Source organism: Paracoccus litorisediminis (assembly GCF_009711205.1).
GTDB classification, from domain to species: domain Bacteria; phylum Pseudomonadota; class Alphaproteobacteria; order Rhodobacterales; family Rhodobacteraceae; genus Paracoccus; species Paracoccus litorisediminis.
Genome location: NZ_WMIG01000001.1, coordinates 903,600 through 917,508, shown reverse-complemented (window position 1 = coordinate 917,508; position 13,909 = coordinate 903,600). Strand labels below are relative to the sequence as shown.

The window sequence follows — 13,909 nt, the reverse complement described above, 5'->3', positions numbered from 1 at the left end:
TAGCCGATGCCCAAGCCCCTGTCACGCCCCCCAGAGGGTTGCGCCGTCGCCGGTCTTGCCGATGGGCCACACCCGTCCGGTGGCGCGCAGGTGGTTGATATGGCCCGCCGCCTCGGCCAGGGCGAGGGCGAATTCCGGTTTGCCGATCATCCGGCGATACAGCAGGTCGAAGCAGCCAATGGTGGTGCGCGGCTGGTCGCGCAGGCCCGCCAGCAGGCGTTCGATGGCGGAATTCTGGTTGTCGATCAACTGCCGCAGCCGGGTCGGCAGGCCGCGATAGGGCAGCTTGTGGCCGGGCAGGATCAGCTGATCGGGCCGGGCATGGGGCATCAGCCGCTGGCAGGACGCGATCCACGCGCCGACGGTATCGGCCCCCGGCTCATTGGGATAGACCCCCAGATTGGGCGAGATCGAGCCCAGCAACTGGTCGCCCCCGATCACCAGATCGTCGTCCAAGGACCACAGCGTGACATGTTCGGGGGCGTGACCCTCGCCCATGCGCACGGTCCAGCGGCGATTGCCGAAGCTGACCACATCGCCTTCGGACAGGCGGTGATAGCCGGGCGGCAGCGGGCTTGAGGCGTCGGACATGTTGAAGGGGCGCTCGGCCGCGCGTTCCAGAATCGCGTCGGGCTCCATCCCGGCCTCGCGCCAGAAGGCGATAGCCTGCGGGGTCGGGCGTTCCTGCACGTCAAGGATGCTCATCCGCGCCATCAGCCATGCCGTGCGCGAGGTCCACAGCTCGGCCCCCATCGCCTGGAACCAACCGGCAAGGCCGATATGGTCCAGATGGTGATGGGTGGCGATCAGCCGGTGGACCGGCGCATCGGACAGCGGGCCCGCCAGCAATTGCTGCCAGATCTCGCGCCCATGGCGGGAATCGATGCCGGTGTCGACCACGGTCCAGCCATCATCGTCGCGAAAGGCATAGACATTGACCGTGGTCGGCTTGAACGGCAGGGGCATCTGCATCCACAGAACCCCTGGCGCGATTTCATACGCTTCGCCCGCGGCGGGCGCTATGTCGGTCAGGTTCTGGATCACACCGTCATCTGACCAAGGAACAGGTCGTCGTCAAGCGCTTCCAGATCGGCGACACCCGCCTTGGCTGCGGCCAGATCGCCGGCGAATTGCGGCAGAACGCGGGTGATATGGACGCGCGCCAGCGTGACGCTGCCACCCTGCATCGCCGAGATCAGGTGGTAGTGTGCGCCCAGAACCCGTGCAAAGGCCGACAGATAGGGCACCGCGCCCGCGAAACGGTCGGGCAGGGCGCTGTCCAGCAGCTCCAGCGTGGTTTCGCGCAGGGTCTCCGCCGCCTGCCAGACGTGATTGGCAAGCTCGGGGAACGCGGCCTGCGCGGCTTTCGCGCTGTCGAGGATCTCATCGAGCAGGGCGGTCGCGGCGGCACCGCCATCGGCGAATTTGCGGCCGACCAGATCCATCGCCTGAATGCCGTTCGTGCCCTCATAAATCGAGGTGATGCGAACATCGCGCAGATACTGGGCGATGCCGGTTTCCTCAATGTAACCCATACCGCCATGCACCTGCACGGCGGTATCGGCGACACGGGTGCCGACATCGGTGCCATAGGCCTTGGCGATCGGGGTCAGGAAGGCGGCGCGGGCAGCCCATTCGGCCTCGCCAGTCGCACGGGCCATGTCGATGGCGACGGCGCAGGCGAAACAGATCGAGCGGGCGGCAAAGACCTCGGCACGCGAGGTGGCCAGCATCCGGCGCACATCGGGATGGCGGATGATCGGGCCAAACTGGTTGCGCTCGGTGGCATAGAGGGTGGCCTGCTGCAGCGCGGCCTCGCCCTGCGCGACGCCCTGCACCCCGACGCCAAGGCGGGCGCAGTTCATCATCGTGAACATCGCGGCCATGCCCTTGTGTTCCTGACCGACCAGCCAGCCCTTGGCGCCCTCGAAGCTCATGACGCAGGTGGGCGAGCCATGGATGCCCAGCTTGTGTTCAAGGCTGACCACACGCAGGTCATTGGCGACGCCGGGATTGCCGTCGGCATCGGGGATGAATTTCGGGACCATGAACAGGCTGATGCCCTTGGTCCCCGCGCCGCCATCGGGCAGGCGTGCCAGCACCAGATGGCAGACATTGCTGGTGACGTCGCTGTCGCCCCAGGTGATGAAGATCTTTTGCCCGGTGACGCGGTAGGTGCCGTCCTCGACGCATTCGGCCTTGGTGGTCAGCGCGCCCACGTCCGAGCCCGCGCCCGGCTCGGTCAGGTTCATCGTGCCCGACCATTCGCCCGAGTTCAGCTTGGGCAGGTACAGCGCCTTCAACTCTTCGCTGCCGTGATGCTCCAGCGCCTCGATCTGGCCTTGGGTCAGCATCGGGTTCAGCTGCAGCGCCAGACAGGCCGAGGCGACCATTTCATTCACGGCCATGTTCAGCGCCTGCGGCAGGCCCATGCCGCCATATTCGGGATTGGCCGCCAGCCCGATCCAGCCACCTTCGGCCAGCGCGGTAAACGCCTCGGCGAAACCGGGGCTGGAGCGCAGCGCGCCGTTTTCCAGCCGGGCCGGGGTCAGGTCGCCGGCGCGGTTCACCGGGGCAATGATCTCGGTGGCGATGCGGCCGGCTTCGGTCAGGATGGATTTGACCGTTTCGGCGGTTGCTTCGGCAAAGATGTCGGTGCGCGACACTTCGGGAAGGCCGACGACCTCGTTCAGGATGAACTCGATCTGTTCGACGGGCGCGTTATATGGCATGGTCCTCTTCCCTTCGCGCCTTGGCAAATCTCATCCGGGCGCATAACTGATCCTCTTGTCGGCCGATCATATGAGCGGCGCGAAAGCCATCAACCACAACCCCACGTAACAAATGCACACGCGCCTTCTTTCCCCGGATGATCAAGGCCTTGCCATCGCTTGCGACTGGCTCTCGCAGGGTGACCTTGTCGCCATGCCGACCGAGACGGTTTACGGCCTTGCGGGCGATGCACGAAACGCCACCGCCGTTGCCCGCATCTATGAGGCCAAGGGCCGGCCCAGCTTCAACCCGCTGATCGTGCATCTGCCCGATCGGCTGGCGGCCGAAAAGATTGCGCATTTCGACGAATCGGCGCGGGCGCTGGCGCAGGCCTTCTGGCCGGGGGCGCTGACCATGGTGCTGCCCCTGCGCGAGAATGCGGGCATCGCGTCCTTGGTGACGGCGGGGCTGGATACGGTGGCGCTGCGGGTTCCGGCGCATCCGGCGGCGCATGCGCTGCTGCAGCGTTTCGGTGGGCCGCTGGCCGCGCCCTCGGCCAATCCTTCGGGGCGGATCAGCCCGACCACGGCGGCGCATGTCGCCGATCCCGATTCGGGTCTGGGCGGACGGATTCCAGCGGTTCTGGATGCGGGATCGTGCCCGGTCGGCGTCGAGTCGACGATCATCGGCTGGGTCGATGGTCAGCCCGCGCTGCTGCGACCGGGCGGAATTGCCGCCGAGGCGATCGAGGAGGTGCTGGGTCAGTCCCTGATCCGCCCCGCGATCAATCCCGATGCGCCGAATGCGCCGGGACAGCTGACCAGCCACTACGCGCCGCGCGCCAGCCTGCGGCTGAACGCGGAAACGGCCGGGCCGGACGAGGTGATGATCGGTTTCGGCAAGGTCGGCGGAGAATTGACGCTGAGCGCCTCGGGCGATCTGACCGAGGCGGCGGCGCGGCTGTTCGATCTGCTGCGGCAGGCCGATGCAATGGGTCGCCCGATTGCGGTGGCTGCCGTTCCCGAAACCGGTCTGGGCGCGGCGATCAACGACCGCCTGCGCCGCGCGGCAGCGCCCCGCTAGGCGCGGCCCGCGCTGGGGGACAGCACCAGCGGGTCGATCCCCAGACCCTTCAGCGCCGCACGCCACTTGCCGGAATTGTCCGCGCCAAAGATCAGCTCATCCAGCCGTTCGCTGGTCAGCCAGCCATTGTCCAGAATCTCGCTGTCCAACTGGCCCGGACCCCATCCGGCATAGCCAAGCGCCAGCATGGCGGGCTGAGGGCCGCGGCCATGGGCGAAATCCTCAAGAATGTCGCGGGTGGTGGACATGGCCAGATCGTCGGCAATGCGCATCCGGGTCTCGTCCAGTTCATCGCCCTTGGGGATGCGGTGCAGCACAAAGCCACGCCCGGGTTCGACCGGGCCGCCGAAGCGGACGGGGATGTCCAGCGTATCGGCCCCGGTATCTATGCCCAGTTGCGCCAGCAGATCCGAGAAGCCCACCTCGGGCATGGGCCGGTTCACCACCAGCCCCATCGCGCCATCCTCGGAATGCGCGCAGATCAGAATGACGGAATGCTCGAATCTGGGGTCGCGCATGCCGGGCATCGCGATCAGCATCTTGCCGGTCAGATCGGCCGAACTGTCCAAAGCCTGCTCCTTCTTCTTTCCCCAAAGATCGGCCCTGACGCGATGTTTCGCAAGAGTGTGCTGCCCTTTGTCGTGAATGTGACTTCACCAGATGCGCCTGTGCCACCTATGAATGCAGGCATGAAATGGTGTGCTTTCCTTTTGGTTTCAGTGGCTCCGGCATTTGCGCAAGGCGGGGTCGGACAGGTTGACGCGGCGGGGGTCGAACACCCGCCGGGGCTGGTCTCGGCCGAGTTGCTGCCCGGTTGGGTCACGCCCAAGGGCAATCGCATGACTGCCTTGGCGCTGCGGCTGGAACCGGGCTGGAAAACCTATTGGCGCAGCCCCGGCGATGCCGGCGTGCCGCCGCATTTCGACTGGCAGGGTTCAAGCAATCTGGGTCAGGTGACGATGCACTGGCCCCGTCCCGAGACCATCGAATCGGGTGGTGAGCGTACGCTGGGCTATCACGACATGCTGGTCCTGCCGATCGAGATCGCGCCTGCGGATGCAGGTGGTGCTGTCGATCTGGCGACCACGGTGGATTTCGGTCTGTGCGATGACATCTGCGTTCCGGTGCAGGTGCGGCTGACCGCGCCGCCCGCCGGTTCCGCCCCCGATCCCGCCATTCAGGCCGCACTGGCACAGGTTCCCGAAACCTCGACCGAACGCCCGCAATGCCGCGTCGAGGAAATCGAGGACGGCATGCGCGTCACCGCCAGTTTCGACCATCAGGATGCGCCGGAAGTGGCGATGGAACTGCAAGCCGATAAGGTCTGGGTCTCGCAGCCAGAACTGGGGCGGCAGGGCGACCGGCTGACCGCCAGCGCCGATTTCGTGGCCGAGTCGGGCAAGCCCTTTGCGCTGGACACGAATGCGCTGCGCCTGACGCTGATCGGCCCGGACCGGGCGACCGAGTATCTGGGCTGCGATACGGTGACGGATTAAAGCCCCAGATTAAAGCCCCAACCGGGCCGAGACGGACAGAAGGTCGGCCCATGCCTCGCGCTTGGCCAAGGGCGTGCGCAGCAGATAGGCCGGGTGGGTCATCGGCAGGGCGGGCAGTCCAAAGGCCTCGGTCCAGTCGCCGCGCAGCCGCAGGATGCCCTGCTGGTTCAGCGCCGCGATGCAGGGCGTGTTGCCCATCAGAATCAGTATTTCCGGCTGCGCCAATTCGACATGGCGGCGCAGGAAAGGCAGCATCAGGGCGATTTCAGCAGGCTCGGGGCGGCGATTGCCCGGCGGACGCCAGGGCAGGACATTGGTGATGTACAGCGCCCGTTCGGCATCGACCGCATCGCGCGCCAGACCGATCGCGGCAAACATCCGGTCCAGAAGCTGCCCGGCGCGACCGACAAAGGGGCGGCCTTGCAGGTCCTCTTCCTCGCCCGGAGCCTCGCCGATCACCATGACCCGCGCGCCGGGGCGACCGTCGGCAAAGCAGAAATTGCGCGCGCCCTTGCGCAGGTCGATGGCCTCGAATGCCTCTTGCGCCTCGGCCAGGGCGGCCAGTGTCGTGGCCCCTGCGGCCATGCCCTCGGCCAGTGTGACCAGATCGCGGCCCTCATCGCGAGGGGCAGGGGGCGGGGCCACTGCAGCCGCCGGGGCGGGCGTTACGCGATCGGGCAGGTCATATCGGTCCAGCGGATCGTCAAGGCATGGCTCATCCGCGCCCAGCTCGGCCTGCCATTGCAGAAGAGCCAGCGCGGTCTGCGCATCCAGCGCGAATCCCCGATAGGTCGGATCAGCCGTCATGCCCGCCAAGCTAAGGCCCGCAGGCCGCACGGGCAAGCCATGGCCTGCCCGTCTGCGGTCAGGTCACTGCGACTGGGTCAGCGGCGTGGTGCCGCCGCCCATCCCGATCAACCGCTGGATCAGCGGCTTGGCGGTCGGGCCGATGCGGTCACAGGCCTCCGGATCGTCCAGCAGCTTGAAGGCGGGGCCGTAATAGCTGCGGTCATAGGTGGTCGCATCCAGCCCCAGTTTGTCGGCCAGCTTGTCCCCGGTGCCGGTGATCAGCGTCCATTCGCCATCGGTGACCTCGTATCCCGGACAGTTCGAGGTGATGACATTCACATTGGCCAGCTCTGCGATCAGCGCCTTGGCCTGATCGGCGCTCAACCCCGAGACATCGGGCAACTGGACCGTGACGCCCCCGTCGGCCAGCGCCATTCCGGCCAGTGTCATGCCAGCCGAGAGGGCCAGCGCTCCGGCCACTGCCGTGAGTGCATGCATGGGTTTTCCCTTTATTCCGATTGCCCGGCCATCCGGCCCGATGGGCCTGTCACACGCAACCCAATTCGCCGTGAACTTGACGGGGCGGACCCACCCCGCTACGCGGATTTCCAAACGTCGAGTTGCACGAGAGGATGCCTTGCGATGACCACCCATTCCCTGCTGATCCTGCCCGGTGACGGCATCGGTCCCGAAGTGATGACCGAGGTGCGCAAGGTCATTGACTGGTTCCAGACGAACAAGGGCATCCAGTTCGATGTCAGCGAGGATCTGGTCGGCGGCGCCGCCTATGACAAGCATGGCGTGCCGCTGGCCGATGAGACCATGCAGAAGGCGCAGGAAGTCGATGCCGTGTTGCTGGGCGCGGTCGGCGGCCCGGCCTATGACAATCTGGATTTCTCGGTGAAGCCCGAGCGTGGGCTGCTGCGCCTGCGCAAGGAAATGGACCTGTTCGCGAACCTGCGCCCGGCGCAATGCTTCGACGCGCTGGCCGATTTCTCGTCGCTTAAACGTGAGATCGTGGCCGGTCTGGATATCCTGATCGTGCGCGAACTGACCTCGGGCGTGTACTTCGGCGAACCGCGCGGCATCCATTCCGACGACAACAACCCGCAAAATGAGGGTGGCCGCGTCGGCATCAACACCCAGCGCTACACCTCGGGCGAAATTCGCCGTGTCGCGCGTGCGGCCTTTGAGTTGGCCAAGAAGCGCGGCAATCGCGTCTGCTCGATGGAAAAAGCCAACGTCATGGAATCGGGCATCCTGTGGCGCGAGGAAGTGCAATGGGTCCACGACAACGAATACCCGGAAGTCGAACTGTCGCACATGTATGCCGATAACGGTGCCATGCAGCTGGTTCGCCGTCCCAACCAGTTCGACGTGATCGTGACCGACAACCTGTTCGGCGATATTCTGTCTGATGCTGCCGCGATGCTGACCGGTTCGCTGGGCATGCTGCCCTCGGCCAGCCTTGGCGCGCCGATGGCGAATGGCCGTCCGAAAGCCATGTACGAGCCCGTCCACGGCTCGGCCCCCGACATCACCGGTCAGGGCAAGGCCAACCCGATCGCCTGTATCCTCAGCTTCGCCATGGCGCTGCGCTACAGCTACGATCTGGGGGCCGAGGCCGACCTGCTGGAAAAGGCGATCGAGAAGGTTCTGGCGGATGGCGTGCGCACCGCCGATCTGATGGGCCCGGATGGCGGCACGCCAGTCTCGACCTCGCAGATGGGGGACAAGATCGTCGAGGCCCTGTCCGCGCTCTGATCCACTGCCGCGCCCGCCCTTACCGGCGGGCGCAGTTATTTTTGGGGCAGCGGAGGGGGCATGCCGGGGAATCTCAAGGGCGCGCTTCTGGCGCTGCTGTCGATGGGCATCTATTCGACCCATGACGTGATCATCAAGTTTCTGGGCGCGGGCTATCCCGCGTTGCAGATCCTGTTCTTCTCGGCCCTGCTGTCTTTCCCGCCCATCGCGATCCTGCTGCTGCGCGATCCGACCCACGGGACATTGCTGCCGCGTTCGCCCTTCTGGGTCACGCTGCGGTCAGTCTGTATCGTCAATTCCGGCATCTGCGGCTTTTACGCCTTTTCGGTGCTGCCCCTGGCGCAGGTCTATTCGATCCTGTTCGCCTCTCCGCTGATCATCACCATCCTGTCGGTGCCTTTGCTGGGCGAGCGCGTCGGGCTGGCGCGCGGGGCGGCGGTGGCGGTGGGCCTGATGGGCGTGCTGGTGGTGCTGCGACCGGGCTATGTGGAACTGAGCCTGGGCCATTTCGCGGCAATGCTCGCGGCCTGCACCAGTGCCTTGGCGGCAGTCTCGGTGCGCAGGCTGGGCCGGTCGGAACGAACGGTCATCCTGATCCTGTGGCCGATCATCGGCAACTTCATCCTGACCGGCCTGTCGCTGGGGCTGGCCTATCGCCCGATGGCCGGGATGGACCTGGCGCTGACCGGGCTGATCGCACTTCTGGGCCTGCTGGCGGGCTTCCTGCTTATCCAGGCCTATCAGGCCGGTGAGGCAGCCAATGTCGCGCCGATGCAATATTCCCAGATGCTATGGGCGATCGGCTATGGCTGGCTGCTATTCGACGAACATCCCGATTCGGCGACACTGACCGGGGCGGCGCTGATCATCGGCTCGGGTCTGTTCATCCTGATGCGGGAACGCAGCGGCGCATCGCGCCTGCGCCCGGTGACCGAGGCCCGGCTGCGATCCGAAACCGTGACCGCGCCGCGTCCCAATCTTTTGCGGCGATTGCTGCGTCGGGAGTGAATTGGGGCAGAAAACCGCACGACCCCCCTTGCATTCCCTTTGGCGACGGGCTACCTGCCGCCTCACGGTCGGAGCGTAGCGCAGCCTGGTAGCGCACCTGCTTCGGGAGCAGGGGGTCGGAGGTTCGAATCCTCTCGCTCCGACCATATTTTCCCGAAATTCACCCAAGTGAAAATCAGCCGCAGACCCGATACCGGGTCCGCTGGCCGTTTCAGTAGATCCCCAGATCGCGCATGATCGGCGTCCAGTCCTTGATGCGCTGGCGCGACTTCTGTGGCTGCTTTCCTGCCACTGCATGCGTGATGATATTCATCATCGTGGTCATCGGGCCGGTGGTTTCCAGAAACGCATCGACCTTGGTTCCGACATGGAAGACATAGGGCGTATGGCCCCCGGCCCATGTGTTCACCTCATCGGTGACGACGACGGCATCCATGCCCAGCTGGCGCGCAAGGCGCAGGATCGGCAGCGCCTCGCGGGCATAGGGGGCCATCTCGACCATGATCAGGCAGTGCCGTTCCTGACCACGCCGCTGCGACGGGATCAGCGCCACCAGCCCGTCATCATTGGGTGACAGGAACCGGACCGAACCGCGCACGATCGACAGGCGGCGGGTGAAATCCTCGGCCACGCCCCGGATGGTCTGGAAGCCGACGACAAAGACCTCATCCGCCTCGGCAATGGCGGTGATTGCACCGTCCCATGCCGGTTTCTCGATCTCGGCAGCCAAAGCCAGCACCGCATCGGCATCGCGCTTGAGGATTGTCCCCAGCTCTCCGTTCAGCAGGCGCGTATAACGCTCTGAGGGCGACAGGTGGATGTTCACCAGCGCGCCCTGCAATTCCTCTTTCAGCCCCGCCAGCCCCCTGAAGCCGGCGCGCTTGAGGAATCGGCTGACGGTGATCTCGCTGACGCCGGTCTTGGTCGCGACCGAGGCCCCGGTTTCCAACCCCAGCGTCGCCTCGTTCATGACCAGCCATTGCGCGATCATCGCCTCGGATTTCGTCAACTCACCGGGAATGCTGCGCAATCTGGTGGCAAGCGGGGACTCGTCGGGGTTTTCTGCTGATGAATGCATGACAGAATTTACAGCACGATTTTCCAATGTTAGCGTTCTGTCAAAGAATAACATGCCTGAGTCGGATGGAGGAAACTAATTCGGCTCATAACAAGGCGATAACTGGGAGAATCACGATGAAGGCACAGGGAATCGCCCTGGCCTTGGCCCTTGCGGCCGGGTCAGCGCATGCCGAGGGAAATCTCGCGCTTTATAACTGGGGCGATTACATCAACCCCGATATCCTCACCAAATTCACCCAGGAAACCGGGATCAAGGTGACGCTCGACACCTATTCCTCGAACGAGGAAATGCTGGCCAAGATCCAGGCCGGGGCCGCGGATTACGACGTGGTCTTCCCCTCGGTCCACATGAACGACATCATGTTGAAACTGGGGCTGCTGGAAAAAACCGGCATCAATGAAAGCGCGACTTTCAAGAATATCGACCCCGCCAACCTGCGTTCGAAAGAAGACCCGAAATCCGAATATTGTCTGCCTTATGCATGGGGCACGGTCGGCATTTTCTATAATGAAAAAGTCACCGGCCCGATCAATGGCTGGCAGGATTTCTTTGCCATTCCGGAAAAGACCGGCGGCAAGATCACGCTTTTGGACGATATGCGCGAGGTTCTTGCGGTCGGCCTGATGATGAGCGGCAAATCGGTCAATGCGACCGATCCGGCCGAGGTCAAGCTGGCCACCGATTACATCCTGACCCAGAAGCCCAAGGTCACGGCTTTCACCTATGACATCGCGACGCTGCTGACCTCGGGCGACATCGCCGCCGCGCAGTATTTCGTCGGCATGAACATGATCACCAAGCCCATCGAGGGGATGAAATACGTCATCCCGGCAGAAGGCGCGACCATGTATCAGGAAAACATGTGCGTTCTCGCCTCGGCCCCGCACAAGGACGAAGCGAAGAAGTTCATGGAGTTCTTCCTGCGTCCCGAGATCGCCGCGATGAATGCCGCGACCGAGTTCAACGGCTCGGCCAATATCCCGGCCCGCGACCTGATCCCCGAGGATCTGCGCAAGGACCCGAATATCAACGTCCCGGCCGAGACCATGGCCCGGCTGCAGATCTTCGAGGATACAGGCAAGGCGCTCAAGCTTTACGACCGGGCCTGGAACACCATCCGCACGACCCAATAACGTCTGTTCCGGCGGCCTCGGAGGAGGGGCCGCCCCCTAGATGGAAAGATTTCATGGCTTCCCTGGAAATCCGCGCCGCTAGGCGCCATTTCGTCACGCCTGAAGGTGGCCGCGTCGCGGCTTTGGACGGCATTGACCTGACCGTCGGCGCGAATGAATTCGTGACGCTTCTGGGCCCCTCGGGCTGCGGCAAGACCACGCTTCTGCGCGCCATTTCCGGCTTCGAGGCACTGGATTCCGGCTCGATCCGGCTGGACGGGACGGATCTGGCAGCGCTGCCGCCGTTCAAGCGGCCGGTGAACACGGTCTTCCAAAGCTATGCCTTGTTCAGCCATATGAGCGTCGCGCGCAACGTCGGCTATGCGCTGGAAGTGCGCGGCGTCGATCGCAAAGCGCGCGAGGCGGCGGTTGAAAGCGCGCTTGCCAAGGTCGGGCTGACCGGCATGGGTGGGCGCCGTCCGAACCAGCTGTCGGGTGGCCAGCGGCAGCGCGTCGCCCTTGCCCGCAGCATCGTGGCCGAGCCGCGCCTGCTGCTGCTGGACGAACCGCTTTCGGCCTTGGACCGCAACCTGCGCCAGCAGATGCAGATCGAGTTGAAGACCCTGCAATCCCGGCTGGGCATCGCCTTTGTCTTCGTGACCCATGATCAGGAAGAAGCCCTGACCATGTCCGACCGCATCGTCGTCATGCGCGCCGGCCGGATCGAGCAGATCGGCACCCCGCGAGAGATCTATCGCCATCCGCGCACCCGCTTCGTCGCCGAATTCATTGGCGAAACCAACCTGTTCCACGCCACCGTCGACCGCATCGAGGGCGCTCAGGCACTTGCCCGCACCGCCCAAGGTGTCGAGATGCTCCTGCCCGCCACGGGTCTGCGACGCGGCCAAGCCGTGACCGCCGTGCTGCGCCCCGCAGATTTCAGCCTTGCCGATCAGGGCATTGCGGGCCGGGTGACGCGCGCCGTCTATCTGGGTTCCGACCTGCAGCTTTACGTCCAGCCCGATGCTGGCGGCGAAGAAATCCGCGTCACCGCCCGTGACGGCGCGAACGCGCCCGCGACCGGCGCGGCGGTGCATCTGTCCTACGCGCCCGAGGCTGCCCATGTGCTGGAGGCTGCGTAAGCTCATGACCCGTCAGAACCTTGTCCTGACGACCCTGCTGGCACCGGTGACGCTGTTTCTGGGCGTCTTCTTCCTGCTGCCGCTGGTGATCATCGGGCTATTCTCGATCCTCAGCCCCGGCCTTTACGGCGGGGTCGAGTGGAGCTTCTACCACTGGAACTATGGCCGCATCTTCGGCTGGGCCGATGGCATCGACGAGATCTTCGAGCCGATCTATCTGCAGATCCTGCTGCGCTCGCTGGGCTTTGCTGCGATGACGGTCGTGCTGTCCTTGCTGCTGTGCTATCCTGTCGCCTTCTGGGTCAGCCGCTTGTCGCCCAAGACCCGGCTGTTCTTCCTGTTTCTGGTGACGCTGCCCTTCTTTTCCAGCCTTGTCGTGCGGCTTTATGCGTGGCTTCTGATCCTGAAACCCTCGGGGCTGCTCAATAGTGCGCTGATGGGGATCGGCGTCATCTCGCAGCCGCTGGAAATCCTGTACACCCCGGCGGCGGTGGTGCTGGGCATGGTCTATATCATGGTGCCCTTCATGTTCCTGCCGCTTTACTCGGCGGTGGACAACCTTGACCGCGCGCTGATCGAGGCCTCGATGGATCTGGGTGCGAACCGCATCCAGACATTCTTCAAGGTCATCCTGCCCCAGACCCTGCCGGGCATCATGGGCGGCGCGGTCATCGTCTTCATCCCCTCGGTCGGCAACTTCATCGTGCCGGACCTGCTGGGGGGCGCGCGCGGGCTGATGATCGGCAACCTTGTCGAGCAGCAATTCCTGTCGGCACGCAACTGGCCCTTTGGTGCCGCGCTGTCGATGATCATCATGAGCGTGGTTCTGCTGGTCCTGCTCAGCTCGCTGGGCCGGGCGAAAAAGGCGGGGGTGTAAGATGCGCAATCCCATCGGTTGGGCCAGCCTGACGCTGTTTTCGCTGGGCTTCTTTGCCTTCATCTACGCGCCGCTTTTCGTCATCATCGGTTACTCGTTCAACTCGAACCCGGTGAACATGATGGTCTGGGACCATTTCACGCTGGACTGGTATCGCGGCCTCTTCGGCCTTGCGCGCGAGCAGCTTAGCGGCTCGGTCATGCCCGCCTCGGGCTATGTCGAAAGCACCGGCCACATGCTGGCGGCTTTGCGCAATTCGCTGATGGTCGCGTCAATCACCACGGTCATCTCGACGGTGATCGGCACGGCCACGGCCATCGCGCTGTCGCGTTTTCGCTTCCGGCTGAAGGGCTTCTATAGCGGCTTCCTGATGCTGCCGATGATGATGCCCGATATCGTGCTGGGCATCGGCCTGCTGATCTTCTTCGTGACGATCGGGATGCAGCTTTCCATGCTGACCATCATCATCGGTCACTGCACCTTCCTCAGCAGCTACGTCTTCATCATCGTGCAGGCCCGCATGGCCGGGCTTGATCCCGCGCTGGAGGAAGCCTCGGCGGATCTCGGTGCCTCGGAATGGCTGACCCTGCGCAAGGTGCTGCTGCCTCAACTGGCCCCGGGCATCCTTGGTGGGGCGCTTCTGGCCTTCGTCATCTCGATGGATGATCTGGTCATCACCTATTTCGTGGCCGGCACCGACAACACGACGCTGCCCGTCTATATCTTCGGCATGATCCGTCGCGGCGTGAAGCCCGAGATCAACGCCATCGCCACCCTCATCATCCTTGCCTCGGTCGTGATCGCGGCCGCAGGGCTGTGGCTTCGCGCCAGAAAGACCGACTGAC

14 protein-coding genes and 1 tRNA gene are annotated in these 13,909 nt (G+C 64.4%); 9 read left to right on the top strand and 6 right to left on the bottom strand.

Annotated features, from left to right (window positions below; all coding sequences use genetic code 11):
* Window positions 1-21: 21 nt before the first annotated feature.
* Both GL300_RS04620 and GL300_RS04615 read right to left on the bottom strand, forming a co-directional pair.
* Window positions 22-972 carry an MBL fold metallo-hydrolase gene (locus GL300_RS04620; RefSeq protein WP_155038367.1) on the bottom strand — a complete coding sequence of 317 codons (951 nt, stop codon included), beginning with the start codon at window positions 970-972 and terminating at the stop codon, window positions 22-24.
* Window positions 973-1,040: 68 nt separating this feature from the next.
* Window positions 1,041-2,732: an acyl-CoA dehydrogenase gene (locus GL300_RS04615; RefSeq protein WP_155038366.1), complete on the bottom strand. Its 1,692-nt coding sequence runs from the start codon at window positions 2,730-2,732 to the stop codon at window positions 1,041-1,043.
* Window positions 2,733-2,844: 112 nt separating this feature from the next.
* Between GL300_RS04615 and GL300_RS04610 the strand changes: the two genes are divergently transcribed.
* The gene (locus GL300_RS04610; protein WP_155038365.1) at window positions 2,845-3,795 is read left to right on the top strand and encodes an L-threonylcarbamoyladenylate synthase; all 951 of its coding nucleotides are present in this window, start codon (window positions 2,845-2,847) and stop codon (window positions 3,793-3,795) included.
* On the opposite strand, the gene GL300_RS04605 is transcribed toward GL300_RS04610, so the two are convergent.
* Entirely contained in the window at window positions 3,792-4,364 is a 573-nt protein-coding gene (locus tag GL300_RS04605) for a YqgE/AlgH family protein (protein WP_155038364.1), read from the bottom strand. The genes GL300_RS04610 and GL300_RS04605 overlap by 4 nt on opposite strands.
* A 120-nt stretch (window positions 4,365-4,484) precedes the next feature.
* Between GL300_RS04605 and GL300_RS04600 the strand changes: the two genes are divergently transcribed.
* The gene (locus GL300_RS04600; protein WP_155038363.1) at window positions 4,485-5,291 is read left to right on the top strand and encodes a protein-disulfide reductase DsbD domain-containing protein; all 807 of its coding nucleotides are present in this window, start codon (window positions 4,485-4,487) and stop codon (window positions 5,289-5,291) included.
* A 9-nt stretch (window positions 5,292-5,300) separates the two neighbouring features.
* On the opposite strand, the gene GL300_RS04595 is transcribed toward GL300_RS04600, so the two are convergent.
* Together GL300_RS04595 and GL300_RS04590 are read right to left on the bottom strand one after the other, a co-directional pair.
* Window positions 5,301-6,098, bottom strand: a complete 798-nt coding sequence (locus GL300_RS04595) for a uracil-DNA glycosylase (RefSeq protein ID WP_155038362.1) — start codon at window positions 6,096-6,098, stop codon at window positions 5,301-5,303.
* A 63-nt stretch (window positions 6,099-6,161) separates the two neighbouring features.
* Window positions 6,162-6,578, bottom strand: a complete 417-nt coding sequence (locus tag GL300_RS04590) for a hypothetical protein (protein WP_155038361.1) — start codon at window positions 6,576-6,578, stop codon at window positions 6,162-6,164.
* Window positions 6,579-6,722: 144 nt separating this feature from the next.
* Between GL300_RS04590 and leuB the strand changes: the two genes are divergently transcribed.
* From leuB to GL300_RS04575, 3 genes are all read left to right on the top strand, one after another.
* Window positions 6,723-7,844 carry a 3-isopropylmalate dehydrogenase gene (gene leuB, locus GL300_RS04585; protein WP_155038360.1) on the top strand — a complete coding sequence of 374 codons (1,122 nt, stop codon included), beginning with the start codon at window positions 6,723-6,725 and terminating at the stop codon, window positions 7,842-7,844.
* Window positions 7,845-7,904: 60 nt separating this feature from the next.
* Window positions 7,905-8,852 carry a DMT family transporter gene (locus tag GL300_RS04580; RefSeq protein ID WP_155038359.1) on the top strand — a complete coding sequence of 316 codons (948 nt, stop codon included), beginning with the start codon at window positions 7,905-7,907 and terminating at the stop codon, window positions 8,850-8,852.
* 69 nt (window positions 8,853-8,921) lie between these two features.
* Window positions 8,922-8,998 (top strand) — tRNA-Pro (locus tag GL300_RS04575).
* Between the two features lie 65 nt (window positions 8,999-9,063).
* Here GL300_RS04575 and GL300_RS04570 read toward each other — a convergent pair.
* On the bottom strand, window positions 9,064-9,930 hold the full coding sequence (locus tag GL300_RS04570) for a MurR/RpiR family transcriptional regulator (RefSeq protein WP_170297598.1): 867 nt from the start codon (window positions 9,928-9,930) through the stop codon (window positions 9,064-9,066).
* A 116-nt stretch (window positions 9,931-10,046) separates the two neighbouring features.
* Between GL300_RS04570 and GL300_RS04565 the strand changes: the two genes are divergently transcribed.
* From GL300_RS04565 to GL300_RS04550, 4 genes are read left to right on the top strand one after another with little or no spacing between them, the layout of a single operon-like run.
* Window positions 10,047-11,066, top strand: coding sequence for a polyamine ABC transporter substrate-binding protein (locus tag GL300_RS04565; protein WP_211594944.1), 1,020 nt, complete (start codon window positions 10,047-10,049; stop codon window positions 11,064-11,066).
* A gap of 53 nt (window positions 11,067-11,119) precedes the next feature.
* Entirely contained in the window at window positions 11,120-12,187 is a 1,068-nt protein-coding gene (locus GL300_RS04560) for an ABC transporter ATP-binding protein (RefSeq protein ID WP_155038356.1), read from the top strand.
* Between the two features lie 4 nt (window positions 12,188-12,191).
* Window positions 12,192-13,064, top strand: a complete 873-nt coding sequence (locus GL300_RS04555) for an ABC transporter permease (RefSeq protein ID WP_155038355.1) — start codon at window positions 12,192-12,194, stop codon at window positions 13,062-13,064.
* A 1-nt stretch (window position 13,065) separates the two neighbouring features.
* On the top strand, window positions 13,066-13,908 hold the full coding sequence (locus tag GL300_RS04550; RefSeq protein ID WP_155038354.1) for an ABC transporter permease: 843 nt from the start codon (window positions 13,066-13,068) through the stop codon (window positions 13,906-13,908).
* Window position 13,909: the final 1 nt, after the last annotated feature.

What these genes read in the sequence shown, in the direction of transcription:
- GL300_RS04620 (WP_155038367.1), bottom strand. Translation starts at nt 972, where the DNA reads ATGCAGATGCCCCTGCCGTTCAAGCCGACCACGGTCAATGTCTATGCC.
- GL300_RS04615 (WP_155038366.1), bottom strand. Translation starts at nt 2,732, where the DNA reads ATGCCATATAACGCGCCCGTCGAACAGATCGAGTTCATCCTGAACGAG.
- GL300_RS04610 (WP_155038365.1), top strand. Translation starts at nt 2,845, where the DNA reads ATGCACACGCGCCTTCTTTCCCCGGATGATCAAGGCCTTGCCATCGCT.
- GL300_RS04600 (WP_155038363.1), top strand. Translation starts at nt 4,485, where the DNA reads ATGAAATGGTGTGCTTTCCTTTTGGTTTCAGTGGCTCCGGCATTTGCG.
- GL300_RS04595 (WP_155038362.1), bottom strand. Translation starts at nt 6,098, where the DNA reads ATGACGGCTGATCCGACCTATCGGGGATTCGCGCTGGATGCGCAGACC.
- GL300_RS04590 (WP_155038361.1), bottom strand. Translation starts at nt 6,578, where the DNA reads ATGCATGCACTCACGGCAGTGGCCGGAGCGCTGGCCCTCTCGGCTGGC.
- leuB (WP_155038360.1), top strand. Translation starts at nt 6,723, where the DNA reads ATGACCACCCATTCCCTGCTGATCCTGCCCGGTGACGGCATCGGTCCC.
- GL300_RS04580 (WP_155038359.1), top strand. Translation starts at nt 7,905, where the DNA reads ATGCCGGGGAATCTCAAGGGCGCGCTTCTGGCGCTGCTGTCGATGGGC.
- GL300_RS04570 (WP_170297598.1), bottom strand. Translation starts at nt 9,930, where the DNA reads ATGCATTCATCAGCAGAAAACCCCGACGAGTCCCCGCTTGCCACCAGA.
- GL300_RS04565 (WP_211594944.1), top strand. Translation starts at nt 10,047, where the DNA reads ATGAAGGCACAGGGAATCGCCCTGGCCTTGGCCCTTGCGGCCGGGTCA.
- GL300_RS04560 (WP_155038356.1), top strand. Translation starts at nt 11,120, where the DNA reads ATGGCTTCCCTGGAAATCCGCGCCGCTAGGCGCCATTTCGTCACGCCT.
- GL300_RS04555 (WP_155038355.1), top strand. Translation starts at nt 12,192, where the DNA reads ATGACCCGTCAGAACCTTGTCCTGACGACCCTGCTGGCACCGGTGACG.
- GL300_RS04550 (WP_155038354.1), top strand. Translation starts at nt 13,066, where the DNA reads ATGCGCAATCCCATCGGTTGGGCCAGCCTGACGCTGTTTTCGCTGGGC.